The organism is Streptomyces sp. NPDC099050, from assembly GCF_044759865.1.
Lineage (GTDB): Bacteria > Actinomycetota > Actinomycetes > Streptomycetales > Streptomycetaceae > Streptomyces.
On sequence record NZ_JBIWAE010000048.1, the window covers coordinates 1 to 23,662 of the forward strand.

At 72.7% G+C, this 23,662-nt stretch carries 17 protein-coding genes, 1 rRNA gene and 1 pseudogene; 14 read left to right on the forward strand and 5 right to left on the reverse strand.

Features of this window, described 5'->3' with window-relative positions; all coding sequences use genetic code 11:
* Positions 1 to 170: 170 nt before the first annotated feature.
* From rrf to ACIQV3_RS39585, 3 genes and pseudogenes are all read left to right on the forward strand, one after another.
* A 5S ribosomal RNA gene (gene rrf / locus ACIQV3_RS39575) occupies positions 171 to 287 on the forward strand.
* Between the two features lie 176 nt (positions 288 to 463).
* Positions 464 to 1,576, forward strand: a pseudogene (locus ACIQV3_RS39580) (hypothetical protein); the annotation flags it as partial.
* A gap of 636 nt (positions 1,577 to 2,212) precedes the next feature.
* Positions 2,213 to 3,094 carry a hypothetical protein gene (locus tag ACIQV3_RS39585; RefSeq protein ID WP_403721986.1) on the forward strand — a complete coding sequence of 294 codons (882 nt, stop codon included), beginning with the start codon at positions 2,213 to 2,215 and terminating at the stop codon, positions 3,092 to 3,094.
* Positions 3,095 to 3,158: 64 nt separating this feature from the next.
* Here ACIQV3_RS39585 and ACIQV3_RS39590 read toward each other — a convergent pair whose 3' ends face one another.
* On the reverse strand, positions 3,159 to 4,430 hold the full coding sequence (locus tag ACIQV3_RS39590) for a DUF1015 family protein (RefSeq protein WP_403721952.1): 1,272 nt from the start codon (positions 4,428 to 4,430) through the stop codon (positions 3,159 to 3,161).
* A gap of 115 nt (positions 4,431 to 4,545) precedes the next feature.
* Between ACIQV3_RS39590 and ACIQV3_RS39595 the strand changes: the two genes are divergently transcribed.
* The 4 genes from ACIQV3_RS39595 (at position 4,546) to ACIQV3_RS39610 (ending at position 8,843) form a co-directional block, all read left to right on the forward strand.
* Entirely contained in the window at positions 4,546 to 5,598 is a 1,053-nt protein-coding gene (locus tag ACIQV3_RS39595) for an HAD-IIA family hydrolase (protein ID WP_403721954.1), read from the forward strand.
* Between the two features lie 268 nt (positions 5,599 to 5,866).
* A complete protein-coding gene (locus ACIQV3_RS39600) occupies positions 5,867 to 6,910 on the forward strand; it encodes a FecCD family ABC transporter permease (RefSeq protein ID WP_403721988.1) in 1,044 nt (347 codons plus the stop codon).
* Positions 6,907 to 7,983 (forward strand): FecCD family ABC transporter permease, encoded by a 1,077-nt coding sequence (locus ACIQV3_RS39605; protein WP_403721957.1) that lies wholly within the window; start codon positions 6,907 to 6,909, stop codon positions 7,981 to 7,983. The genes ACIQV3_RS39600 and ACIQV3_RS39605 overlap by 4 nt, the downstream gene beginning before the upstream one ends.
* On the forward strand, positions 7,980 to 8,843 hold the full coding sequence (locus tag ACIQV3_RS39610) for an ABC transporter ATP-binding protein (protein ID WP_403721960.1): 864 nt from the start codon (positions 7,980 to 7,982) through the stop codon (positions 8,841 to 8,843). The genes ACIQV3_RS39605 and ACIQV3_RS39610 overlap by 4 nt, the downstream gene beginning before the upstream one ends.
* A 67-nt stretch (positions 8,844 to 8,910) precedes the next feature.
* Here the strand turns inward: ACIQV3_RS39610 and ACIQV3_RS39615 are convergent, their stop codons facing one another.
* Entirely contained in the window at positions 8,911 to 9,258 is a 348-nt protein-coding gene (locus tag ACIQV3_RS39615) for a sterol-binding protein (protein ID WP_403721964.1), read from the reverse strand.
* A 66-nt stretch (positions 9,259 to 9,324) separates the two neighbouring features.
* Between ACIQV3_RS39615 and ACIQV3_RS39620 the strand changes: the two genes are divergently transcribed.
* The 5 genes from ACIQV3_RS39620 to ACIQV3_RS39640 all read left to right on the forward strand — a co-directional run bounded on the left by ACIQV3_RS39620 (position 9,325) and on the right by ACIQV3_RS39640 (position 14,555).
* Positions 9,325 to 9,609: a hypothetical protein gene (locus tag ACIQV3_RS39620; protein WP_403721968.1), complete on the forward strand. Its 285-nt coding sequence runs from the start codon at positions 9,325 to 9,327 to the stop codon at positions 9,607 to 9,609.
* 7 nt (positions 9,610 to 9,616) lie between these two features.
* Entirely contained in the window at positions 9,617 to 10,432 is an 816-nt protein-coding gene (locus ACIQV3_RS39625; protein WP_403721970.1) for a TlyA family RNA methyltransferase, read from the forward strand.
* Positions 10,429 to 11,403: an NAD kinase gene (locus ACIQV3_RS39630; protein WP_403721972.1), complete on the forward strand. Its 975-nt coding sequence runs from the start codon at positions 10,429 to 10,431 to the stop codon at positions 11,401 to 11,403. Before ACIQV3_RS39625 ends, ACIQV3_RS39630 begins: the two co-directional genes overlap by 4 nt.
* 145 nt (positions 11,404 to 11,548) lie before the next feature.
* The gene (gene recN / locus ACIQV3_RS39635; protein WP_403721990.1) at positions 11,549 to 13,276 is read left to right on the forward strand and encodes a DNA repair protein RecN; all 1,728 of its coding nucleotides are present in this window, start codon (positions 11,549 to 11,551) and stop codon (positions 13,274 to 13,276) included.
* Positions 13,277 to 13,466: 190 nt separating this feature from the next.
* The gene (locus tag ACIQV3_RS39640; RefSeq protein ID WP_403721974.1) at positions 13,467 to 14,555 is read left to right on the forward strand and encodes a glycosyltransferase family 4 protein; all 1,089 of its coding nucleotides are present in this window, start codon (positions 13,467 to 13,469) and stop codon (positions 14,553 to 14,555) included.
* A gap of 221 nt (positions 14,556 to 14,776) precedes the next feature.
* Here the strand turns inward: ACIQV3_RS39640 and ACIQV3_RS39645 are convergent, their stop codons facing one another.
* Positions 14,777 to 16,399, reverse strand: coding sequence for a PucR family transcriptional regulator (locus ACIQV3_RS39645; protein WP_403721977.1), 1,623 nt, complete (start codon positions 16,397 to 16,399; stop codon positions 14,777 to 14,779).
* Positions 16,400 to 16,580: 181 nt separating this feature from the next.
* On the opposite strand from ACIQV3_RS39645, the gene ACIQV3_RS39650 reads away from it, so the two are divergent.
* A complete protein-coding gene (locus tag ACIQV3_RS39650; protein ID WP_403721978.1) occupies positions 16,581 to 18,116 on the forward strand; it encodes an APC family permease in 1,536 nt (511 codons plus the stop codon).
* A 15-nt stretch (positions 18,117 to 18,131) separates the two neighbouring features.
* Positions 18,132 to 19,766 (forward strand): flavin monoamine oxidase family protein, encoded by a 1,635-nt coding sequence (locus ACIQV3_RS39655; RefSeq protein WP_403721980.1) that lies wholly within the window; start codon positions 18,132 to 18,134, stop codon positions 19,764 to 19,766.
* A gap of 19 nt (positions 19,767 to 19,785) precedes the next feature.
* On the opposite strand, the gene ACIQV3_RS39660 is transcribed toward ACIQV3_RS39655, so the two are convergent.
* A complete protein-coding gene (locus ACIQV3_RS39660) occupies positions 19,786 to 21,168 on the reverse strand; it encodes an FAD-binding oxidoreductase (RefSeq protein ID WP_403721982.1) in 1,383 nt (460 codons plus the stop codon).
* 51 nt (positions 21,169 to 21,219) lie between these two features.
* Positions 21,220 to 23,025, reverse strand: coding sequence for a glycoside hydrolase family 15 protein (locus ACIQV3_RS39665; RefSeq protein ID WP_403721984.1), 1,806 nt, complete (start codon positions 23,023 to 23,025; stop codon positions 21,220 to 21,222).
* Between the last annotated feature and the right edge of the window lie 637 nt (positions 23,026 to 23,662).

The following is a 23,662-nucleotide window of genomic DNA, read 5'->3' on the forward strand; positions in this document are numbered from 1 at the left end:
CAGATGTGGAAGCCCGGTAACGGGTGGAGCTGACTGGTACTAATAGGCCGAGGGCTTGTCCTCAGTTGCTCGCGTCCACTGTGTTAGTTCTGAAGCAACGAACTGTTGCTGGTTTCTAGAGCTAGAACATAACTACAAAGTGTGCTTGTTCGCTCGAAACCGATTAGGGTTTCGGTGGTCATAGCGTTAGGGAAACGCCCGGTTACATTCCGAACCCGGAAGCTAAGCCTTTCAGCGCCGATGGTACTGCAGGGGGGACCCTGTGGGAGAGTAGGACACCGCCGAACAATTTTTCAAAGGACCCCTGGTCCAGCGTTCAACGCTGGAGCAGGGGTCTTTTTTGTTTTCCGGAGCTTTAAGTAGCTTCACGCAGCTTTACGCCGAAGCGCGGCCATGGGTTGGTTGCGCGAGAATGACTAGCGGTACCCCGAAGACAGGAGTCACACCCATGTCCAACTCTCCCGACGATCGTCCGGAGCGCGAGCCTCGGCGCAACGACGGCGGTGACAGGGGCGGCTACCGCGGGGGCCGTGACGACCGTGGCGGCGACCGTCCGCCTTTCCGTCGCGATGACCGTCCCTCCGGTGGGGACCGTCCTTCCGGCGGTGGCTTCCGCCGGGACGACCGTGGCGGCCGTCCGGCCGGCGGCGGCGACCGCCCGTCGTACCCGCGTCGCGATGACCGGCCTTCTGGTGGGGACCGTCCCTCCGGTGGCGGGTTCCGCCGGGACGACCGTGGCGGCCGTCCGGCCGGCGGCGGCGACCGCCCGTCCTTCCCGCGTCGCGATGACCGGCCTTCTGGTGGGGACCGTCCCTCCGGTGGCGGGTTCCGCCGGGACGACCGTGGCGGCCGTCCGGCCGGCGGCGGCGACCGCCCGTCCTTCCCGCGTCGCGATGACCGGCCTTCTGGTGGGGACCGTCCCTCCGGTGGCGGGTTCCGCCGCGATGACCGTGGTGGCGACCGTCCCTCCGGTGGCGGTTTCCGTGGGAACGACCGCGGTGACCGTCCGTCGTACCCGCGTCGTGATGACGACCGTGGCGGGTTCCGTGGCGGCCGTGATGACCGTGGTGGCGACCGTCCGTCGTACCCCCGTCGTGACGACCGGCCCTCTGGTGGGGACCGTCCCTCCGGTGGTGGCTTCCGTCGTGACGACCGTGGCGACCGCCCCACTGGTGGTGGCTTCCGTGGCAACGACCGTGGTGACCGTCCCTCGTACCCGCGTCGCGATGACCGGCCCTCCGGTGGCGACCGTCCCTCGTACCCGCGTCGCGATGACCGGCCCTCCGGTGGCGACCGTCCCTCGTACCCGCGTCGCGATGACCGGCCTTCTGGTGGGGACCGTCCTTCCGGTGGCGGCTTCCGCCGCGATGACCGTGGTGGCGACCGTCCCAGCGGTGGTGGGTTCCGTGGGAACGACCGCGGTGACCGTCCGTCGTACCCGCGTCGCGATGACCGGCCCTCCGGTGGCGACCGTCCCTCGTACCCGCGTCGTGATGACGACCGTGGTGGATTCCGTGGCGGCCGTGACGACCGTGGCGGCGACCGCCCGTCCTTCCCGCGTCGCGATGACCGGCCTTCTGGTGGGGACCGTCCCTCCGGCGGCGGCTTCCGCCGCGATGACCGTGGCGGCGACCGTCCCTCCGGTGGCGGTTTCCGTGGGAACGACCGGGGCGACCGTCCGTCGTACCCGCGTCGTGATGACGACCGCGGTGGGTTCCGTGGCGGCCGTGATGACCGTGGTGGCGACCGTCCGTCGTACCCCCGTCGTGACGACCGGCCTTCTGGTGGGGACCGTCCCTCCGGTGGCGGGTTCCGCCGCGATGACCGTGGCGACCGCCCCACTGGTGGTGGCTTCCGTGGCAACGACCGCGGTGACCGTCCGTCGTACCCGCGTCGCGATGACCGGCCCTCCGGTGGCGACCGTCCGTCGTACCCCCGTCGTGATGACGACCGCGGTGGATTCCGTGGCGGCCGTGACGACCGTGGCGGCGACCGCCCCTCCTACCCGCGTCGTGACGACCGGCCTTCCGGTGGCGATCGTCCGTCGTACCCGCGTCGTGATGACCGCGGTGGCGACCGTGGTGGGTTCCGTGGTCGTGACGACCGTGGTGGCGACCGTGACTTCCGTGCGGACCGGGACCCGGTCAAGCGGCTTCCGATCGATGACGACGTCACCGGTTTCGAGATCGACTCCGACGTTCGCCAGGAGCTGCTGAGCCTGCCCAAGGGCCTGGCCGAGGAAGTCTCCAAGAACCTGGTCATGGTGGCCCGGCTGATCGACGAGGACCCGGAGCAGGCGTACGCGTACTCGCGCATCGCCCTGCGTCTGGCCTCCCGTGTCGCCGCCGTGCGCGAAGCCGCCGGCTTCGCCGCGTACGCCAACCAGAAGTACGCCGAGGCGATCGCGGAGTTCCGCGCCGCCAAGCGGATGACCGGTTCGGTCGAGCTGTGGCCCGTCATCGCCGACTGCGAGCGCGGCCTCGGCCGTCCGGAGCGGGCGCTGGCCATGGCCGGCGAGCCCGAGGTGCAGAAGCTGGACAAGGCCGGACAGGTCGAGATGCGTCTGGTCGCGGCCGGTGCCCGCCGGGACATGGACCAGCTCGACGCTGCCATCGTGACCCTGCAGAGCCCGGAGCTGGCCTCCAACTCCGTGCAGCCGTGGACCGCGCGTCTGCGGTACGCCTACGCCGACGCCCTGCTGGCGGCCGGTCGTGAGGACGAGGCGCGCGAGTGGTTCGCCAAGACCCTCGAGGCCGACAAGGACGGGTCCACGGACGCTTCCGACCGGCTCGCCGAGCTGGACGGTGTCGAGTTCGTCGACGCCTCCGCCGAGGACTCGGACTCGGACGCGGACGTCGAGGTCGACGACGCGTTCGACGATGAGGACGAGGACGAGGACGAGCACGAGGACGAGGACGAGGACGACGACGACCCGGAGGTCGTGGCGGCCGAGCGTGCCTCCGACCAGGCCGAGTACTACGACGAGGACGACGACGAGTACGAAGGTGACGCCGATGTCGACGTCACCGACGAGATCGTCGTTCTCGACGAGGACGACGACCGTCGTGAGGCCGGAGTCCGCGACGACGGCTGAGTGAGCTGAGAAGGGCGGTACCCCCGATGGGGGTACCGCCCTTTTTTGTTGGCCGGGGGACCTTTCAGTCCACGCTGCGCAGGACCAGGCCCGTGGCCGGCTTCGGGCCGAAGGAGGTGGACTTGCGGGGCATCGTCACGCCCTGGCGGGCCAGTTCCCGTACGACCGCCTCGCGTACGGGGTGCAGCAGGACGGCCGTGCCGCCGAGGCGCTCCGCCATCTCGACCGTGGCCTCGGTGTCGTGGATGTACGAGATCTGGTCGGGGGCGTCGGGGACGGACCAGAGCGTGTCCAGCAGGGTCGCGTGGAGGACCGTGGCGTCCAGCCGGCGCCAGGCCTCGGGGCGGTCGCCCCGGACCGTGCGCTCGATCAGGGCCGGCTCCGGGTCGGTGACCAGGTGGAAGGTGCCGTCGCCGGTGAGCAGGAAGGCGTTGCTGAGCTCCGCGGCCTCGGCCAGGGCCGCCATGGCGGCCGGCAGCGGGCCGTCGACGCTGCGGACCCGGAAACGGCCGTCGAGGGCGGCCAGGGCGTCGGCCGGGGCCAGGCGCCGGAGCAGCCGGTGGATCGCGCGGACCTGGAGCGGGTAGCGGGCGGTGTCGACGAGGAGGACCAGGCCGAAGTCCCAGGGGGTGGGGGAGCCGTGCTCCTCCTGGAGGCGCAGGTACGTGGCCCAGCGGTGGTGGCCGTCGGCGATGAGGGCCTGGCGCTCGCCCAGGTCGGCGGTGATCGCCGCCAGGTCGGCGGGGGCCGTGATCGCCCAGAGGCGGTGCTGGAAGCCGTCCTCGGTGGTGGTGGAGAACAGCGGGGTGGAGCGGGCGGTGCGCTCGACGACCGCGGCCGCGCCCGTCGTCGGATCTTCGCCCAGGTAGGTCAGCAGGAGCGGTTCGAGGTTGGCCGAGGTGGCGCGCATCAGGCCGGCGCGGTCGGTGACCACGTGCGGCATGACGTCCTCGTGGGGGAGGACGATGCCGGCGTCCGCCGTGGAGAGGGCGAGGGCCCCGATGACCCCGCGCTGGAGGAGCTCGCCCCGGCGCTGCTCGTAGACGTAGAGCGCGGGGACGGGATCGGCGCTGAGGATGCCCTCGGCGAGCCAGTCGCGCAGGGTGTGCGCCGCCTGCTGGTTGCGGGCGGCGGGGGTGTCGGCCTGCGGGAGGATCAGGCGGACGATGTTGTGGGGGTCCGCGGACTCCAGGTGGTTGAGTCCGTCGGGGCGCACGACCACGTCGTACGGCGGCGAGGTCACGGCGGCCAGGCTGCCGACGCGCTCGGGGACATAGCGCAGGCCATGGAACGGGATCAGGCGCAGTCCGTGCTCCGCGGTGCCAGATGTGGTCATTGGTGAATCGTAAGACCCGTCTCGCCATGCGGGATGATCGGGGGAGTACGGAAACCGGACAAGATCGATCTCCCCCCAGTCACCGCTGTGAGGGGCCCCAGGAGGAGCGGACACCATGACCCGGCAGAGCAGGACCCTTCCCGCGGGTAGTGAGCGCAGTCTGCACCAGGCGTACGACACGGCTCTGCTGGACCTCGACGGGGTGGTGTACGCGGGCGGAGAGGCCATCGCGCACGCCGTGGACTCGCTCGCGGCGGCCCGGGCCGACGGGATGCACCTGGCCTATGTGACGAACAACGCGCTGCGCACTCCGGACGCGGTCGCCGAGCATCTGAGCGAGCTGGGCATCCCGACGGAGGCCGGCGAGGTGATCACCTCCGCGCAGGCGGTGGCCCGGCTCATCGCCGAACAGGTGGAGCCCGGGGCGAAGGTGCTGGTCATCGGTGGCGAGGGGCTGCGGGTCGCGCTGCGCGAACGCGGGCTGGTGCCGGTGGACTCCGCCGAGGACGAGGGGCTCGCCGCGGTGGTGCAGGGGTACGGAGGGCCCGATCTGCCGTGGGGGCGGTTCGCGGAGGCCTCGTACGCGATCAACCGCGGGGTGCCGTGGTACGCCTCGAACACCGACCTGACGATTCCGGGGGCGCGGGGCATCGCACCGGGCAACGGGGCCGCCGTGGAGGTCGTACGGATCGCCACGGGCGCGGAGCCGCAGGTGGCGGGCAAGCCGCTGCCCCCGATGCACCGCGAGACCGTGCTGCGTACCGGGGCGAAGCGGCCGCTGGTGGTCGGTGACCGGCTGGACACCGACATCGAGGGCGCCTTCAACGGGGACGTGGACTCGCTGCTGGTGCTGACCGGGGTGACGGATGGGGCGCAGCTGCTGCGGGCGGAACCGAAGTACCGGCCGACGTACGTGGACCGGGACCTGCGCGGGCTGCTGACCGGGCAGCCGGAGGTGGTGCCGGCGGCCGGGGGCGGGTTCCGCTGCGGGGAGTGGACCGCGGTGGCGCTGGACGGCGTACTGGAGCTGCGCGGCGAGGACGACGGCGACGGCGGCGACGGTGCGATGGACGGGCTGCGCGCGCTGTGCGCGGCGGCCTGGACGCAGGCGGGGGACGGCTCGTGCGGGCTGGACGCGGGGAAGGCGCTCGCCCGGCTGGGGCTGTAGGGATTGAGGCCGGCGGGACCTGGGCTGGTGGGGCCGGGGCCTGCGGGACCTGGGCCGGGGGCTGCCGGGGCCGGGACCTGGGCCGGGGCCGGCGGGGTCAGGGCCGGGGGCCTGCCGGGGTCAGGGCTGGTGGGACCTGGGGCTGCCGGGGCCGGGGGCCCGCCGGGGCCTGGGCTGGTGGGGGCGGGCGGCAGGGGTCGGGGCCCTGGTCGGAGGGGTGTTCGGGGGAGCCGAGCAGGGTGGAGGGTAGGCTAACCTAACTTCCGTGTTGGTCCAGAGTCCCCCCGAACCGAGCGCGGCGCCGGCCGCCGCCACCCGCTCGCGCCACGGTGCGCGAGCCGCCGGTCTGCTCGCCGCCTTCGGCGTGCTAGCGCTGATCGTGGTGGCGAGCATCGCCGTCGGCGCCAAGCAGATGCCCCTCCACGAGGTCTGGCACGGCCTGTTCCACTACTCCGGGACGGCCTCCGACGTCGTCGTACGAGACCTGCGGGTCCCCCGGACGGTGCTGGGCGTGCTCGTCGGCCTCGGCCTCGGACTGTCCGGCGCCGTGATGCAGGCCCTGACCCGCAATCCGCTGGCGGAGCCGGGCATCCTCGGCGTCAACGCGGGGGCCGCGGCGGCCGTCGTATCCGCCATCAGCTTCTTCGGGGCGTCCTCGCTGAGCGAGTTCGTGTGGTGGGCCTTCCTCGGCGCCGCGGTCGTCTCCGTGGTCGTGTACGTGCTCGGCGGCAGCCGCAGCGCCACGCCCGTGCGCCTGGCGCTCGCCGGTACGGCGGCCACCGCGGCCCTCGTCGGGTACATCAACGCCGTGCAGCTGATGGACAGCAAGGCGCTGGACAAGCTCCGCTTCTGGACCGTGGGCTCGCTGGCCTCCGCGAACATGGACACCGTCCGGCAGGTGGCCCCCTTCCTGGTGGTCGGCGCCGTCCTCGCGCTCGGCCTCGGCCGGCCGCTCAACGCCATGGCCATGGGCGACGACACCGCGCGGGCGCTCGGCGCGCACCTGACGCGGACCCGGATCGGCGCGATGATCGCCATCACCCTGCTGTGCGGGGCCGCGACCGCGGCCTGCGGGCCGATCGTGTTCGTCGGCCTGATGATCCCGCACCTCGTACGGTTCTTCACCGGCCCGGACATGCGCTGGGTGCTCGCGTACTCGGCGGTGCTCTCGCCCGTCCTGCTGCTCGGCGCCGACGTCGTCGGCCGCGTCGTGACCCGGCCCGCCGAACTCCAGGTCGGCATCGTCACCGCGCTGCTCGGCGGCCCCGTCTTCATCTACCTCGTCCGGCGCAAGAGGATGGCCCAGCTGTGACAGTGACCGACGCACCCGACACGGCGCGCAGGGGCCGTACCGGGCCACGGCCGGTGCGCCTGCCCGGCGGGATCTCGCTGCGCGTGGAGCGGCGCGCGCTGGCCGTCGGGGCGCTGCTCCTGGTGCTCGTGGCGGCGACGGCCGTCCTGCTCATCGGCACCGGCGACTTCGACATCGCCCCCTGGGACGTCGTACAGACCCTGCTGGGCAACGGCACGCCCGCGCACGAGTTCATCGTCAACGACCTGCGGCTGCCGCGGGTCCTGGTCGGCCTGCTGGTGGGCGCGGCCCTCGGCATGGCCGGAGCCGTCTTCCAGTCCGTCTCGCGCAACCCGCTCGGCTCGCCGGACGTACTGGGCTTCGGCTACGGATCGGCCGTCGGCGCGCTGCTGGTCATCGTGCTGTTCCACGGCGGCGCCGGCGAGGTGGCCTTCGGGGCCCTCGTGGGCGGGCTGGTGGCCGGAATCGCCGTGTACCTGCTCGCGTACAAGCAGGGCATCCACGGCTACCGGCTGGTCCTCGTCGGCATCGGTGCCTCCGCGATGCTGGTCGCCGTCATCCAGTACCTCCTGACGAAGGCGCAGCTCGTCGAGGCCACCCGCGCGATGGTCTGGCTGACCGGCTCGCTGGCCGGGCGGGACTGGGCGCAGGTCTGGCCGCTGCTCGCCACCTGCGCGGTGCTGTTCCCGCTGGTCCTCGGCCAGAGCAGGGCCCTGCGGATGATCGAGATGGGCGACGACGCGGCGTACGCCGTCGGGGTGCGGGTGGAGCGGACCCGGCTGCTGCTGATGGTGGCGGCGATCCTGCTCACCACCGCGGCCAGCGCCGCGGCCGGGCCGATCAGCTTCGTCGCGCTGGCCGCGCCGCAGCTCGCGCGCCGGCTGACCCGCTCGCCGGGTGCGAGTCCGCTGACCGGCGCGCTGATGGGCGCCCTCCTGCTGCTGGTGTCCGACTGGGCCGCACAGCGGGCCTTCGGCGCCGACCAGTTGCCGGTGGGGGTGGTGACGGGGCTGGTCGGCGGCTGCTACCTGCTCTGGCTGCTCGTCACCGAGCGCAGGGCGGGCCGCATATGAGCGACCAGAGGGACCGGAAGGGCATGAGCAACCAGAGGAGCAGGCAAGTGCAGCGGCTGACCGCGGAGAACGTGACCCTCGGCTACGACCAGCGGGTCATCGCCGAGAACCTGTCGGTGGAGATCCCGGACCGCTCCTTCACCGTGATCGTCGGACCCAACGCCTGCGGCAAGTCCACCCTGCTGCGCGCCCTGTCGCGGATGCTGAAGCCGACGGCGGGCCGGGTGCTGCTGGACGGTCAGGCGATCGGGTCGATGCCGGCGAAGAAGGTCGCCAAGACGCTGGGACTGCTGCCGCAGTCCTCGATCGCCCCGGACGGCATCACGGTCTCGGACCTGGTCGCGCGGGGCCGCTACCCGCACCAGGGGCTGCTGCGGCAGTGGTCGGGGGAGGACGAGCGGATCGTGGAGGAGTCGATGGCCTCCACCGGGGTCGCCGAGCTCGCGGACCGGGCGGTGGACGAGCTGTCGGGCGGACAGCGCCAGCGGGTGTGGATCGCGATGGCGCTGGCGCAGCAGACGCCGCTGCTGCTCCTGGACGAGCCGACGACCTATCTGGACATCCAGCACCAGATCGAGGTGCTGAACCTCTGCGCGGAGCTGCACGAGGAGCAGGGGCGGACGCTGGTCGCCGTGCTGCACGATCTGAACCACGCGGCGCGTTACGCCACCCACCTGATCGCGATGCGGGACGGCAAGGTCGTGGCCGAGGGGCCGCCGGCCGAGGTGGTCACGGCGGAGCTGGTGGAGCGGGTGTTCGGGCTGCGGTGCCAGGTCATTCCCGACCCGGAGACGGGGACGCCGCTGGTGATTCCGGCGGCGCGGGTGGCCCGTCGGCCGGTGGTGGAGCACGCCGAGTAGGTGGGTGCGGTGCCGCTTCCCGGGGCTCAGCCCCGGACCTCGCGGCTCGAACGCCGGCGGGGCTGATTCAGAGCATGCTCTTCAGGCGCAGGAGGTCGCGGAAGCCCGCTTCCAGGCGGATCCGGCCCGAGGCCCAGGCCTTGGGGAACTTCAGGTCGCCGACGACCATGGAGACCAGGTCGTCGCCGGTCATCGCGAGCCGGATCTCGGCCTTGGCGGCCGGCGGGCCCGGAGCCACCGCGTCCACGCGGATCCTGCCTCCGTCGAGGCGGCCGGTGAAGGTCCGGTCCAGGTCGGTGATGTGGCAGCTCAGCGAGCGGTCGAGCGCGGTCGCACCGCGCACGTCGCCTTCGGCCCGTGCCAGGTTGTCGGAGAGTTGGTCGAGTGCCGCACGGCACTCCTCGATCGTAGCCATCGTGATCCCGACCGTACCGCAGAGCCGTGCGCGGCCGCGGGCGGCCTACGCGGTAGCGTCGGGGGCATGAACGAAGAAGTGCCCGACGAGGTCCGGGATCCGGACGCGCCCGGCGAGCCCGGCGAGCCCGGCGCGCCCGGAGAGCCCGCCGGACCGGCCGCGCTGGGGCGCGTACGCACTCCCACCGGGCACGCCGGAGCGGACGCCGCGCTGGAGCGGCTGGCGGACGTGGACCACCTCCCGGCGGACGGACACGTCGAGGTGTACGAGGATGTGCACAGGGGGCTGCGCTCCGCGCTGACCGCGCTGGACGCGACCGAAGGCCCCCGTCGTGACGAAAACAGGAGCTGAACCGATCGTGGCAGGAGTGGCACGCCGCCGCCTGGACGCCGAACTGGTACGCCGCAGCATGGCCCGCTCGCGCGAGCACGCCGCGCAGCTGATCGCCGCCGGCCGGGTGACCGTGGGCGGCAACACGGCGACGAAGCCGGCCACCCAGGTCGAGACCAGCGCGGCCCTCGTCGTCCTCAAGGACGACAGCGACCCCGACTACGTCTCCCGGGGCGGCCACAAGCTCGCGGGGGCGCTCGCGGCCTTCCAGCCCGAGGGGCTCCGGGTGGAGGGCCGCCGGGCGCTGGACGCGGGCGCCTCGACCGGCGGGTTCACCGACGTGCTGCTGCGCGCCGGGGTGGAGCACGTGATGGCCGTGGACGTCGGCTACGGGCAGCTCGCCTGGTCCCTGCAGAGCGACGACCGGGTCACCGTCAAGGACCGCACCAACGTGCGCGAGCTGACGGTGGAGCTGATCGACGGGGTGCCCGTGGACCTGGTCGTCGGCGATCTGTCCTTCATCTCGATCGGGCTGGTGCTGCCGGCGCTCGTACGCTGCTGCGCGCCCGACGCGGATCTGGTGCTGATGGTGAAGCCGCAGTTCGAGGTGGGCAAGGACCGGCTCGGCAGCGGTGGAGTGGTGCGCAGTACGGAGCTGCGGGCCGAGGCCGTGCGGGACGTCGCGGCGCAGGCGTGGAAGCTGGGCCTGGGCGTGCTCGGGGTGACCGCGAGCCCGCTCCCGGGCCCCTCGGGCAACGTCGAGTATTTTCTGTGGCTGCGGGCGGGGGCACCGGTACTCGACCCGGCGGATGTCGATCGTGCAGTGGCGGAGGGGCCGCAGTGAGTGATCTTTCGGGGGACCCGGCACAGTCGGGGGAGTCAGGGAAGTCGGAAGAGCCGGGGGCGGGGGCGTCGGGGAAGCGGACCGTCTTCCTGCTCGCGCACACCGGGCGGCCGGCGGCCATCCGCAGCGCCGAGCTGGTGGTGCAGGGGCTGCTGCGCAGCGGGCTGGGCGTACGGGTGCTGCGGCACGAGGCGGTGGACCTGCCGCTGCCGCCCGAGGTGGAGCTGGTGGCGGAGTCCGAGTGCACCCCGGAGGTGCTCGACGGGTGCGAGCTGCTGATCGTGCTCGGCGGCGACGGGACGCTGCTGCGCGGCGCGGAGTTCGCGCGCGGCTCGGGGGTGCCGATGCTCGGCGTCAACCTGGGCCGGGTGGGCTTCCTCGCGGAGGCGGAACGGGACGACCTGGACAAGGTCGTGGACCGGGTCGTGACGCGGGAGTACGAGGTCGAGGAACGGATGACCCTCGACGTGATCGTGCGGACCAACGGGGACGTCGTGCACCGGGACTGGGCGCTGAACGAGGCGGCCGTCCAGAAGGTGTCCCCGGAGCGGATGCTGGAGGTGGTCCTGGAGATCGACGGGCGCCCGGTGTCCGGCTTCGGCTGCGACGGGATCGTCTGCGCGACGCCGACGGGCTCGACTGCGTACGCCTTCTCGGCGGGCGGGCCGGTGGTCTGGCCGGAGGTGGAGGCGCTGCTGATGGTGCCGATCAGCGCGCACGCGCTGTTCGCCAAGCCGCTGGTGACCTCGCCGGACTCGGTGCTGGCCGTGGAGGTGCAGACCGGGACCCCGCACGGGGTGCTGTGGTGCGACGGGCGGCGGACGGTGGAGCTGCCGGCCGGGGCCCGCGTGGAGGTCCGGCGGGGCACGGTGCCGGTGCGGCTCGCCCGGCTGCACCACGCGTCGTTCACCGACCGGCTCGTCGCGAAGTTCGCGCTGCCGGTGTCGGGGTGGCGCGGGGCGCCGCACTAGGGCTGTGGCGTACGGGGACACGGCCCGTTCCGTGCCCCCGGCAGCACCCGCGTACGCAAATAGCATGATTGTTCGAGTTGGTTCGGGCGGGTGACGTCACATGGCACCCATGAAACCTCGGTATCGTCGTCCCGTGCTTGAGGAGATGCGGATACGGTCGCTCGGGGTCATCGACGACGCTGTGGTCGAGCTGTCACCCGGTTTCACCGCGGTGACCGGCGAGACCGGCGCGGGCAAGACCATGGTCGTCACCAGCCTCGGGCTGCTGCTCGGCGGACGGGCCGACCCCGCCCTGGTGCGGATCGGGGCCAAGGCGGCGGTCGTCGAAGGGCGCATCGTCATGCGCCCGGACGCCCCCGCCGCGCTGCGCGCCGAGGAGGCCGGAGCCGAGCTCGACGACGGCGCCCTGCTGATCAGCCGGACCGTTTCCGCCGAGGGCCGCTCGCGCGCCCACGTCGGCGGCCGCTCCGTGCCCGTCGGGCTGCTCGCCGAGCTCGCCGACGACCTCGTCGCCGTCCACGGCCAGACCGACCAGCAGGGCCTGCTCCGGCCCGCCCGGCAGCGCCAGGCCCTCGACCGGTACGCGGGCGACGCCGTCGCCGTCCCCCTGGAGAAGTACGCGGCCGCCCACCGCCGGCTGCGCGCCGTCGCCGGGGAGCTGGAGGAGATCACCACCCGGGCCCGGGAACGCGCCCAGGAAGCCGATCTGCTGCGCTTCGGGCTCGACGAGATCGCCGCCGTGGAACCGCTCTCGGGCGAGGACACCGAGCTGGCCGCGGAGGCGGAGCGGCTCGGGCACGCCGAATCCCTGTCCTCGGCCGCCCAGGTCGCGCACGCGGCCCTCGCGGGCAACGTCGAGGACCCGGAGGGCGTCGACGCGGGCGCACTCGTCGCCGGGGCGCACCGCGCACTGGAATCCGTACGCTCCCACGACCCGGCGCTCGGCGCGCTCGCCGAGCGGATCGGGGAACTGGGCATCCTGCTCGGGGACGTGGCCGGGGAACTCGCCGGGTACGCGGACGACCTGGACGCCGACCCGCTGCGCCTCGCGGCCGTGGAGGAGCGGCGGGCGGCGCTGACCCAGCTGATCCGCAAGTACGGATCCGCCGAGAACGGCGTGGACTCCGTCCTTGAGTGGGCCGAACACGGTTCCGTACGGCTGCTGGAGCTGGACGGCGACGACGAGCGGATCGACGAGCTGACCGCCGAGCGGGACGGGCTGCGGCTCGAACTCTCCGCGCTGGCCCAGGCGTTGACCGACGCACGGAACGAGGCCGCGACCCGCTTCGCCTCCGCGGTCACCGAGGAGCTGGCCTCCCTGGCGATGCCGCACGCACGGGTCACCATCGACGTCCGGCAGACCGAGGACCCCGAGGGGGTCGAGGTCGGCGGCCGGCTCGTCGCGTACGGGCCCTCCGGCGTCGACGAGGTCGAACTGCTGCTGGCCCCGCACCCCGGCGCCCAGCCGCGGCCGATCGCCAAGGGCGCCTCGGGCGGCGAGCTGTCCCGGGTGATGCTCGCCGTCGAGGTCGTCTTCGCCGGCTCCGACCCGGTGCCGACGTACCTCTTCGACGAGGTCGACGCGGGCGTCGGCGGCAAGGCGGCCGTGGAGGTCGGGCGGCGGCTCGCGAAGCTGGCCAAGGTGGCGCAGGTCGTGGTCGTCACGCACCTGCCGCAGGTGGCGGCCTTCGCGGACCGGCAGCTGCTGGTCGAGAAGACCAACGACGGGTCCGTGACCCGCAGTGGCGTCACCGTCCTGGAGGGCGAGGCCCGGATCCGCGAGCTGTCGCGGATGCTGGCCGGCCACGAGGACTCGGCGTCGGCGCGGGCGCACGCGGAAGAGCTGCTGGCGGCGGCCCGGAGCCCGGAGTAAGGGTTCTCGTTGTCGGCCGGGCCATCAGGGTCAGCCCGCTGGCGCCCGGATAGCCCGTGTGGGTGAGGATCAGGGGGTCGTGGCGGTATCTCACACGGGATCCGCACCCGTATGGTCCCGGAACGCGCGTGCGGACTGGCATTCTGAGCGACGTCCTGCCTCTTCCTCCCTCACCCTGGAGCTTCGGCCCGTGAGCAGCTCCCCGGTCCCCGTCCCCGTCCTTCGCACCGTCCAGGTGCTCGGCGGCGTGAGCGGTGGTGCGCACGTGCGGTCCCTGGCCACCGGGCTCGCCGCGCGCGGCGTACGGGTCACCGTGTGCGGGCCCGTCGAGTCGGAGGGGGAGTACGACTTCACCGGCGCCGGGGCGAGGTTCACCCCGGACGCGGTGAGCGCGCTGCGGGCCGCGTGCGTCGAGGCCGACGTGGTGCACGCGCACGGCGTACGGGCGGGCATGCGCGCGGCGCTGGCCCTGCGCGGGCGGCGGGTCCCCCTGGTCGTGAGCTGGCACGGCGCCGGCCCCGGCGGCGGCCGCCTCAGCCTGCTGCTGGAACGGCACGTCGCCCGGGCCGCCGCGATCGTTCTCGGCGCCTCCTCGGCGCAGGTGGACCTGGCGCGGCTGCGGGGGGCGCGGGACGCGCGGCTGGCGGCGGTGGCGGTGGCGGTGGCTGCCACCGGCACTGAGCCCTCCGGTGTTTCGGATGCTTCGGACCACGGGAAGGTGCGGGCGGAACTCGGCGCCGTGGAGCGGCCGTTGCTGATCGCGGTCGGGAGCCTGGTGCCGCGGCGCGGGTACTCCGTCCTGCTGGACGCGGCGCGGGAGTGGCGCAACCTGGACCCGATGCCGCTGCTGGTCATCGCGGGAGAGGGCCCGATGCGGGCGGAGCTCGCGCGGCGCATCCAGTCGGAGCACCTGCCGGTGCGGCTGCTCGGGCAGCGGCGGGATGCCGCGCGGCTGCTCGCGGCGGCCGATGTCGCGGTGCTGCCCAGCCGGTGGGAGGCGCGGTCGCCGCTCGCGCAGGAGGCGCTGCGGGTGGGCGTGCCGTTGGTGGCCACGGCGGTGGGCGGGGTGCCGGAACTGGTGGGGGCGGCGGGCGTGCTGGTGCCTTACGGGGACGCGGGGGCGCTGGCCGCTGCGGTGGCCGGGCTGCTGGCGGATCCCGCGCGGCGGGGGGAGCTGGCGGTGGCAGGGCGGGCCCAGGCCCTGACGTGGCCGTCGGAGGACGACACGGTGGCGCAGGTCCTGTCGGTGTACGACGAGCTGATGTCGCGTCTGCGGTAGCCCTGGCGGGTTCTTGTCCGGCGGTGTTGCCGGGGACCAGTCCCCGGGCCCTGCGCCTCAAGCGCCGGCGGGGCTGGGGTGTGCCGGGGGCCGGGCCGGCCCGGGGAACGGGGGAAGGGCGGGTAGGGGACCCAGCCCCGCAGGGCCGACCGACCCGCATCCGCCCACCGGGCCCGCGCCGGGACGGCGGTGGCAGTAACCCCGTCCGGTCGGAGTTCGCGTCAAGAAGGAATGGCGTGGCGGCGGGCGCGGAGGGCCAGGCTCAGGGAGAGGACGGTTTCCGGGTCGTCCAGGTCCGCGCCCAGGAGCTCCGAGATGCGGGCCAGGCGGTTGTACAGGGTCTGGCGGTTCAGGTGGAGCTCGCGCGCGGTCTCCGCCTTGCGGCCCGCGTGGGCCAGGTAGGTCTCCAGGGTGGGGAGGAGCGGCGGCCGGGAGGCCGTGTCGTGGACGCGCAGGGCGCCGATCGCGCGGTCCACGAAGGCCGCCAGGTCGGGGTGTTCGCGCAGCCGCCACAGCAGCAGGTCGATGTCCAGGCGGCGGGCGTCGTACCAGGGGCGGGCGGGGAGTCCGTGCGCGGCCGTGGCCGTCTCGGCCGCGTGGCGCAGGCCCGCCGAGACCGTCGCCCAGCCGCCGCACACGCCGACGACCACCGCCGGCGCGGCCCCCGCACGGTCCAGGCCCGCCCGCTCCACGCCGGTCCGCAGGGCCACCGCGACCCGGTCGGACACGGTCGTGCGCTCGGCGTCGGAGCGCAGGGAGACCAGGAGGGGGACGCGGCCCTCCACCGGGCGGACGCCGAGGAGCACCGGTACGCCCACGGAGGCGAGCTCCTCCAGGACGGCCCGGGCCAGGACCGCCCAGTTGCCGGAAGGGGCCAGGTCCGAGGACAGCCGCATGACGATGGGCAGGAGCGGGCCGGTGCCCGGCTTGAAGCCCAGGACGCGGGCCTGGGCGGGGGCGTCCTCCGCCGAGATCCGTCCCTCGGCGAGGTCCGTGAGGAAGTCGCCGCGGCCGCGCGCCGCCAGCTCGTCCTCCTGCCGGGCCTGCATCAGTACGACGGCCAGTACGCCGGCCGTCCGTTCCGCCGCCATCCGGTGCACGGGCAGCAGTGGGGCGGACACCCCCAGCAGAACCAGCCGGGCCCGCACCGAGCCCGTGCCGCGGCCGCCGCCCGGGACGTCGACCACCACGGCGTTGCCGGATGGCTCCGGATCGCGCTGGCCCCGTAGGCCCTCCCAGACCTGGAGCGGGTCCGCCGCGGCCTCGCCGGCGACCGGGCCCGCCGCGTACAGCAACTGGCCGTCGGGGGTTTCCAGGAAGACCGGGTTCGCGGTGAAGTCCGCCAGGATGTGCAGGACTTGGGGGATCCCGCCGCCGTCGAGCAGGGCTTCCGTGCAGCGCCGGTGGACCTCCTCGGCGCGCTGGAGCAGGGCGTAGTGCCCGTTGACGATCTCGGTGTGGACCTCCTCCGTGACGGTCACGAAGGGGACCTCCCGGTGCAGCTGGACCAGGGGGAGGCCGACGGCGCGCGCCGTCTCCACCAAGGTCGCCGGGAGCCGGGTGAATCGGGGTCCCAGCTCGACGACCAGCGCGGCGATGCCCCGGTCCGCGAGGCGGCGCACGAAGGCGCGCTGCTCGGCGGGGCGGGTGCCGAGGCCGAGGCCGGTGGTCAGCAGCAGCTCGCCGCCCTTGAGCAGGGAGGCGATGTTGGGGACCTCGCCCGCGTGCACCCAGCGGACGGTCCGGCCGAGCCGGTCGGCGCAGGCCACGACCTCGGGAAGTCCGCTGCGCAGCCCCGGCAGCTCAAGTGCCCGCTGAACCGTGATCCCGCCCTGATTGTCCATATGGCGGACGCTACCGGGGCTCTTGTTCCGTGCACATCACCGAGCGGTTACGGGGTTCCCACTACCCCCATCCGGCCCGACAACTCGTCGCCTCTACAAGGAGATTATCGGACTGTATGCCGATTGTGGCGTACGTCACGCGGGGAGAGAGTGAGCGCCCTCACCACAGGAACGAGGAGCCATGAGCACGGATAGCAGCACCGGCGGCGGCGCACCCCAGGTCCAGCGGCTGAAAGCCAATTCGGTGGGCCTGGTCGGTGTCGTCTTCATGGCCGTCGCCACCGCCGCTCCCATCACCGCGATGACCGGCAACCTGCCCATCGCCGTCGGCTTCGGCAACGGCATCGGCGCCCCCGCCGGCTACCTCTTCGCGACCGCCGTCCTGACCGTCTTCGCCGTCGGCTACGTGGCCATGGCCAAGCGGATCACCGCGGCCGGCGCCTTCTACGGGTACATCTCGCACGGCCTCGGCCGGATCGCCGGCATGGCCTCCGGCATGCTCGCGGTCCTGGCCTACATCGTCTTCGAGGCCTCGATCGTCGGCGTCTTCGCCTACTTCACCAAGACCACCGTCCACGACCAGCTCGGCATAGACCTGCCCTGGATCGTCTACGCGGCCGGCATGCTCGCGATCACCGCGGCCCTCGCGCACTTCGACATCAACCTCACGGCCAAGGCGCTGGGCGTGATGCTCATCGCCGAGATCGCCGTGCTCTTCGCCGTCGCCACCGCCGTGCTCATCGCGGGCGGCGGCCCGGACGGGATCCCGGTCGAACCCCTCAACCCCAAGAACGCCTTCACCGGCGCCTCCGCCGGGCTCGGCCTCTTCTTCGCCTTCTGGTCCTGGGTCGGCTTCGAGTCCACCGCCATGTACGGGGAGGAGTCCCGGAACCCGAAGAAGGTCATCCCCAAGGCCACCCTGATCTCCGTCGTCGGCGTCGGCCTCTTCTACATCTACGTCTCCTGGATGACCATCGCCGGCAACGGCCTGGCCAAGTCCGTGGAGCTCTCCGCCTCCGCGAGCCCGCTCGACCTGTTCTTCGCCCCCACCCAGACCTTCATTGGCGCCTGGGCCGTCGACGCCTTCCAGTGGCTGCTGCTCACCGGCTCCTTCGCCTGCGGCATGGCCTTCCACCAGTGCGCCGCCCGCTACCTCTACGCCATCGGCCGCGAGGGCTTCCTGCACCCGGGCCTGGGCCGTACGCACGCCAAGCACGGCTCCCCGTACATCGCCTCCACGGTGCAGACGGCCATCGCCACCGGCCTGGTCGCGCTGTTCTGGCTGACCGGGCAGGACCCGTACATCCACCTGTACACGCTGCTCGCGATCCTCGGCACCATGGCGATCCTCATCGTCCAGACCCTGTGCTCCTTCGCGGTGATCGGCTACTTCCGCAAGAACCACCCCGAGGACCGGCACTGGTTCCGCACCTTCACGGCCCCGCTGATCGGCGGCGTCGCGATGGCCGCCGTGGTGGTCCTGCTGCTGGTCAACATGAAGACGGCCGCCGGGCTGGCCGCCGACTCGTTCTTCTTCACCCTGATCCCGTGGATCGTCGGGCTCGTCTTCTTCGGCGGGCTGGGACTGGGGCTGTGGCTGAAGTACAAGGCCCCCGCACGCTACGAGATCATCGGCCGCGTCGTCCTGGAGGACGCCGCCGAGCGCACCGACGAGCCCGCCGACCAGTCCACCGCGCCCTCCGCCGCGAACGTCTGAGAAGGAGCCACCGCCATGGCCCGTACGCCCTTGATGCACGCGCTCCGTCAGCTCGCCGCCGAACACGCCGCCGCCCGGCAGCTGGGCCTGCCCGTCGCCGAGGTCCGCGGCTCCACCCGCCGCCAGCTCCTGGGACGCGCCGCCGCACTCGGGCTCGGCGCCGCCGTCGCCTCGGCGGCCGCCCCCGGGCTCGCCCACGCCGTGGAGGCCACGCCCGACAAGAAGCCCGTCACCCCCGCCCGCGTCGCCATCGTCGGCGCCGGCATCTCGGGGCTGACAGCCGCCCTCACCCTCAAGGACGCCGGCGTCCCCTTCACGCTCTACGAGGCCAACCCGACCCGCGTCGGCGGCCGGATGTGGACCCAGCGCTCCCTGTGGGCCTACGGGCAGACCTCCGAGATCGGCGGGGAGCTGATCGACACCAGCCACAAGAAGATCCTCGAACTGTGCCGCCGCTTCAACCTCCCCACCGAGGACTTCCTCGGCGGCGGCCCCAACGGGGCGGAGGAGATCCTCTGGTTCAACGGCACGTACTACCCGCGCGAGCACGCCGACGAGGACTTCAACGCCGTCTACCAGGCCCTGCGCCGCGACCTCCAGGAGGCCGGCGAGGTCTCCTGGAACTCGACGACCCCCGCGGGCACCGCCCTCGACAACATGACGATCCACCAGTGGATCGAGACCCGGATCCCCGGCGGACACGGCTCGCAGCTCGGCCGCTTCATCGACGTGGCGTACAACGTCGAGTACGGGGCCGACACCGATCAGCAGTCCGCCCTCGCGCTGGTCCTGCTGATGGGCTACCAGCCCAACCCGGGCAACTTCAACGTCTGGGGCCTGTCCAACGAGCGCTACCACATCACGGGCGGCAACGACCAGCTGCCGAACGCCATCGCCCAGGCCCTGCCCGCCGGTTCGACCGTCATGGGTCGCGAGCTGGTGGCCGTACGCGTCTCCGCCGACGGCACCCAGACGCTGACCTTCAACGACGCGGGCACCACCCGGACGGTCGTCGCCGACCACACCATCCTGTGCCTGCCGCTGCCGGTCCTCCAGCGGATCGACATCACCGGCGCCGGCTTCGACCCGCTGATGAAGAACCTGCTGCGCGACGCACGCATGGGCTACTGCACCAAGCTCAACATGCAGTTCACCAGCCGCCCCTGGCGCGGCACCGGCCCCTGGCCGGGGGTCTCCGCCGGGGACTGTTTCACCGACAGCGAGGTCCAGCAGACCTGGGACACCACCAAGGTCCAGCCGGGCAACGGCGGCATCCTGCTCCAGTACGGCGGCGGCACCCTGGCCGGCGCGATCACCCCGGCGACCCCCTTCGCCACCGACTCCGACCCCTACGTACGCGCCCTCGCGGGCCGGATGCTCACCGGGATCGACGCCTTCTTCCCCGGCACCAAGGCGGCCTGGAACGGCAAGGCGCAGATATCGGCCTGGCACCGCAATCCGTACGCGCTCGGCGCGTACTCGTACTGGCCGACCGGCTACCTGCACAAGTACGCCAAGTACGAGGGCACCGCGCAGGGCCGGATCCACATCGGCGGCGAGCACTGCAGCTACGACTTCCAGGGGTTCATGGAAGGCGGGGCGACCGAGGGGGAGCGGGCGGCGAAGGAGGTGATCACCGCCCTCATGTAAGGCGCGGGGCCCCGGGGCCTCAGGCGGGCGCGATGTTGTGGTTGAAGCAGAAGACGTTGTCCGGGTCGTACTCCCGCTTCAACCGGCCCAGCCGCCGGATGTTCTCCGCACCGAGGCCGGCGACCACCCGGTCTCCGCCCTCGTCCCCGGTGAAGTTGAGGTAGACCGCGCCGGTGCTCCAGGGCCGGACGTCGGCGCGGACGTCCTTGACCCACTGGCGGCAGCGGTCGTCGTCGGCCGGGTCCTCCCAGGCGGCGAACGGGTGCACCGCCCAGGGTGCGTCGCGGAAGGACACCGGGTAGTCGGCCGGGCCCTCGGCGATCGCGCCGCCCTGGGGCCATATCAGGTGCTGGGTGCCGCTCGGCACCGGCATCGAGTCCGCGCGGGCGCAGAAGACGTCCACGAACGCGTCGGGCACCCCGGTCAGGTACTCCGCCGACCAGTAGTTCCGCAGGCCCGGCGGATCGTCGAGCATGCACTGGAGTTCCGCGTAGGGGATGGCGGTCACCATCTCCACCTCGTGCGGGATCGCCAGCAGCGGCGCGGCCAGCCGGCGCAGCTCCTCCTCGGGTCCCGCGTACGTGATCAGCGCGGCCGCCAGCAGCCGGCCGACCAGGTGCGGCGGGACGAACTCCTCGGGCGGGCCGGTCAGGTAGATGGCGCCGCCGCCGGCCTCGCGAGGCCCGTCCTCCATGACGTCCCGGTACGTACGGACCATCTCGGGCCCGCGCTCCGGCAGGTACAGCAGGAACGCGACGGACATGACCGGCAGCTCGTGCAGCCGCAGGGTCAGCGAGGTCGCGATGCCGAAGTTGCCGCCGCCGCCGTGCAGCCCCCAGAACAGCTCGGGGTGGTCCTCCGCGGTCGCCGTCAGCATCTCCCCGCCGGCCGTCACCAGGTCCACGGCGAGCAGGTTGTCCACCGCCAGGCCGAACTTGCGGTCCAGCCACCCGGTGCCGCCGCCGAGCACGAAGCCGCCCACCCCGGTGGTGGAGACGCGGCCGCCGGTGGTCGCCAGTCCGTACCGCTCGCAGGCCCGGTCCAGATCGCTCATCGTGGCGCCGCCCCCGACGCGGACGGCCGAGGCCCCGGGATGGACCGTCACCTCCCGCATGCGGCGCAGATCCACGACCACGCCGCCGTCGTTGAGGGACATCCCGGCCACGCTGTGGCCGCCGCCCCGCACCGCGACCGGCAGGTCGAGCCGCCGTGCGAAACGCACGGCGGTCACCACGTCCACGGGGCTCTCGCACTGCGCGATGACGGCGGGCCGGCGGTCGATCATCCCGTTGTGGACGGCGCGGGCCTCGTCGTACCCCGGATCCTCCGGAGCCAGGACGGTGCCGGACAGGTCCTCGCGGAGCTCGGCGAGTGCCGTGCCCGCCTTCGAGAGGGGAGCCATGGCTACCCCCTTCCGGGAGCGGCGGAAAGGCGAACGACCCCTCCAGGGTAGTCAGCCCCCGTACGCCCCGCTCGCCGTCAGCCGCAGGGCCGTGTCGATCAGGGGGACGTGGCTGAAGGCCTGGGGGAAGTTCCCCACCTGGCGCTGGAGCTTCGGATCCCACTCCTCCGCCAGCAGGCCCAGGTCGTTGCGGAGCGCGAGCAGCTTCTCGAAGAGCCGGCGGGCCTCGTCGACCCGGCCGATCATCGCCAGGTCGTCGGCCATCCAGAACGAGCACGCCAGGAAGGCCCCCTCGTCGCCCTCCAGACCGTCCACGCCCGCCTCCTCGCCCGACGTCGGGTAGCGCAGGATGAAGCCGTCGGGGGTGGACAGCTCGCGCTGGATCGCCTCGATGGTGCCGATCACCCGCTTGTCGTCCGGCGGCAGGAAGCCCATCTGCGGGATCAGCAGGAGGGACGCGTCCAGCTCCTTGGACCCGTAGGACTGCGTGAAGGTGTTCCGTTCCTTGTCGTAGCCCTTCTCGCAGACGTCCTGGTGGATCTCGTCGCGCATCTCGCGCCACCGCTCCAGCGGCCCGTCCGCGTCCCCGCTCTCGATCAGCCTGATCGTGCGGTCCACGGCCACCCACGCCATCACCTTCGAGTGCACGAAGTGTCGGCGCGGGCCGCGGACCTCCCAGATGCCCTCGTCGGGCTGGTCCCAGTTGGTCTCCAGGTAGCGGATCAGCTTGAGCTGGAGCAGGGAGGCGTAATCGTTGCGCGCCAGGCCCGTCATGTGGCCCAGGTGCAGGGCCTCGGTGACCTCGCCGTACACGTCGAGCTGGAGCTGGCCGGCGGCGCCGTTGCCGACCCGGACAGGGCCGGAGTTCTCGTAGCCCGGCAGCCAGTCGAGCTCGGTCTCGCCGAGCTCGCGCTCACCGGCGATCCCGTACATGATCTGCAGATTCTCCGGGTCGCCGGCCACCGCGCGCAGCAGCCAGTCCCGCCAGGCGGAGGCCTCCTCGCGGTAGCCGGTGCGCAGCAGCGAGGACAGGGTGATGGCGGCGTCGCGCAGCCAGGTGTAGCGGTAGTCCCAGTTGCGGCTGCCGCCGATCTCCTCCGGGAGGGAGGTGGTGGGCGCGGCGACGATGCCGCCCGTGGGGGCGTACGTGAGCGCCTTGAGGGTGATCAGGGAGCGGATCACCGCCTCCCGGTAGGGGCCGTGGTACGTGCACTGCTCGACCCAGTCCCGCCAGAACTCGGTGGTGGCCTCCAGGGCCTCCTCGGCCTCGGGCGGCTGCGGCGGCTCCTTGTGCGAGGGCTGCCAGCTGATGCAGAAGGCCATCCGGTCGCCGGGCCCGACGGTGAAGTCGGAGTACGTCGTCAGGTCCTTGCCGTACGTCTGCGCCTCGGTGTCCAGCCAGACCGAGTCGGGGCCCGCGACGGCCACGGTCCGGTCGTCGACCCGGTGCACCCAGGGCACCACCCGGCCGTAACTGAAGCGCATGCGCAGCGCGGAGCGCATGGGGACGCGCCCGCTGATGCCCTCCACGATGCGGATGATCTGCGGTGCGTGGTCCTCGCGGGGCGGCATGAAATCGATCACGCGGACCGTGCCGCGCGGGGTGTCCCACTCGGATTCCAGGACCAGCGAGTCACCGCGGTAGCGGCGCCGGGTGGCACGGGGGGCCTCCGTACCGGCCGGGAACGCCGGGCCGATCCGCCAGAACCCGTGGTCCTCGGTGCCGAGAATGCTCGCGAAGACGGCATGGGAATCGAAGCGTGGCAGGCACAGCCAGTCCACCGCCCCGTCCCGGCAGACCAATGCCGCGGTCTGCATGTCGCCGATCAGTGCGTAATCCTCGATGCGCCCGGACACGTTGCATCTCCAGTCGAACAGCCACGTCCGCCCCGAAGGGCGCTTGCATTGCGATGCCGCGGATTCTCCGGTGATGTGGATGGCCGCGTCCAGCCCATGATTCCGGAACCGGACGGGTTACGCCGTTCGCGGGGTCGCTCGGCGGGGATGTGATCGAGATCCGAGCACGACAAGACGGCACCCTAGTGATCCCCGTCAGCTTGGCAACAATGAGGTTCGGCCGAACGGGTGAGCGTCGGCGATACCGCGGTGACCGACCCTGCGGAGATCGTCCCGGACGCCCCTCGAACGCCCCTCGGATGCCCCTCGGACGCCCCTCGGACATCCCTACGGGACGCCCCCGCCGCGCGGCCGGAGGCGGACCGGCCCGGGCGCTGATAGGCTGGTATCCCGTGGACCGGTGGTCTGCCTGTGCAAATCAGGAGCCCCGAAACCGCAGCTTCGGCGCCCCCTGAGACCCCTTCGGATCGACGGTGGCAGGCGCCGGACGCACCTCACCTCGCGACCCACGGGAGCCCCCTCTTGGCGAAGCCGTCCGCTGCTTTTCGAAACAGCACAGCCATGACGACCAAGCACATCTTCGTCACCGGGGGTGTCGCTTCCTCCCTCGGCAAGGGCCTGACGGCCTCCAGCCTGG

Bases quoted from the DNA above. Each gene is read 5' to 3' on its own strand.
- ACIQV3_RS39645 (WP_403721977.1), bottom strand. From the start codon at position 16,399: ATGGACAATCAGGGCGGGATCACGGTTCAGCGGGCACTTGAGCTGCCG.
- ACIQV3_RS39660 (WP_403721982.1), bottom strand. From the start codon at position 21,168: ATGGCTCCCCTCTCGAAGGCGGGCACGGCACTCGCCGAGCTCCGCGAG.
- ACIQV3_RS39650 (WP_403721978.1), top strand. From the start codon at position 16,581: ATGAGCACGGATAGCAGCACCGGCGGCGGCGCACCCCAGGTCCAGCGG.
- ACIQV3_RS39655 (WP_403721980.1), top strand. From the start codon at position 18,132: ATGGCCCGTACGCCCTTGATGCACGCGCTCCGTCAGCTCGCCGCCGAA.
- ACIQV3_RS39620 (WP_403721968.1), top strand. From the start codon at position 9,325: ATGAACGAAGAAGTGCCCGACGAGGTCCGGGATCCGGACGCGCCCGGC.
- recN (WP_403721990.1), top strand. From the start codon at position 11,549: ATGCGGATACGGTCGCTCGGGGTCATCGACGACGCTGTGGTCGAGCTG.
- ACIQV3_RS39590 (WP_403721952.1), bottom strand. From the start codon at position 4,430: ATGACCACATCTGGCACCGCGGAGCACGGACTGCGCCTGATCCCGTTC.
- ACIQV3_RS39610 (WP_403721960.1), top strand. From the start codon at position 7,980: ATGAGCGACCAGAGGGACCGGAAGGGCATGAGCAACCAGAGGAGCAGG.
- ACIQV3_RS39615 (WP_403721964.1), bottom strand. From the start codon at position 9,258: ATGGCTACGATCGAGGAGTGCCGTGCGGCACTCGACCAACTCTCCGAC.
- ACIQV3_RS39595 (WP_403721954.1), top strand. From the start codon at position 4,546: ATGACCCGGCAGAGCAGGACCCTTCCCGCGGGTAGTGAGCGCAGTCTG.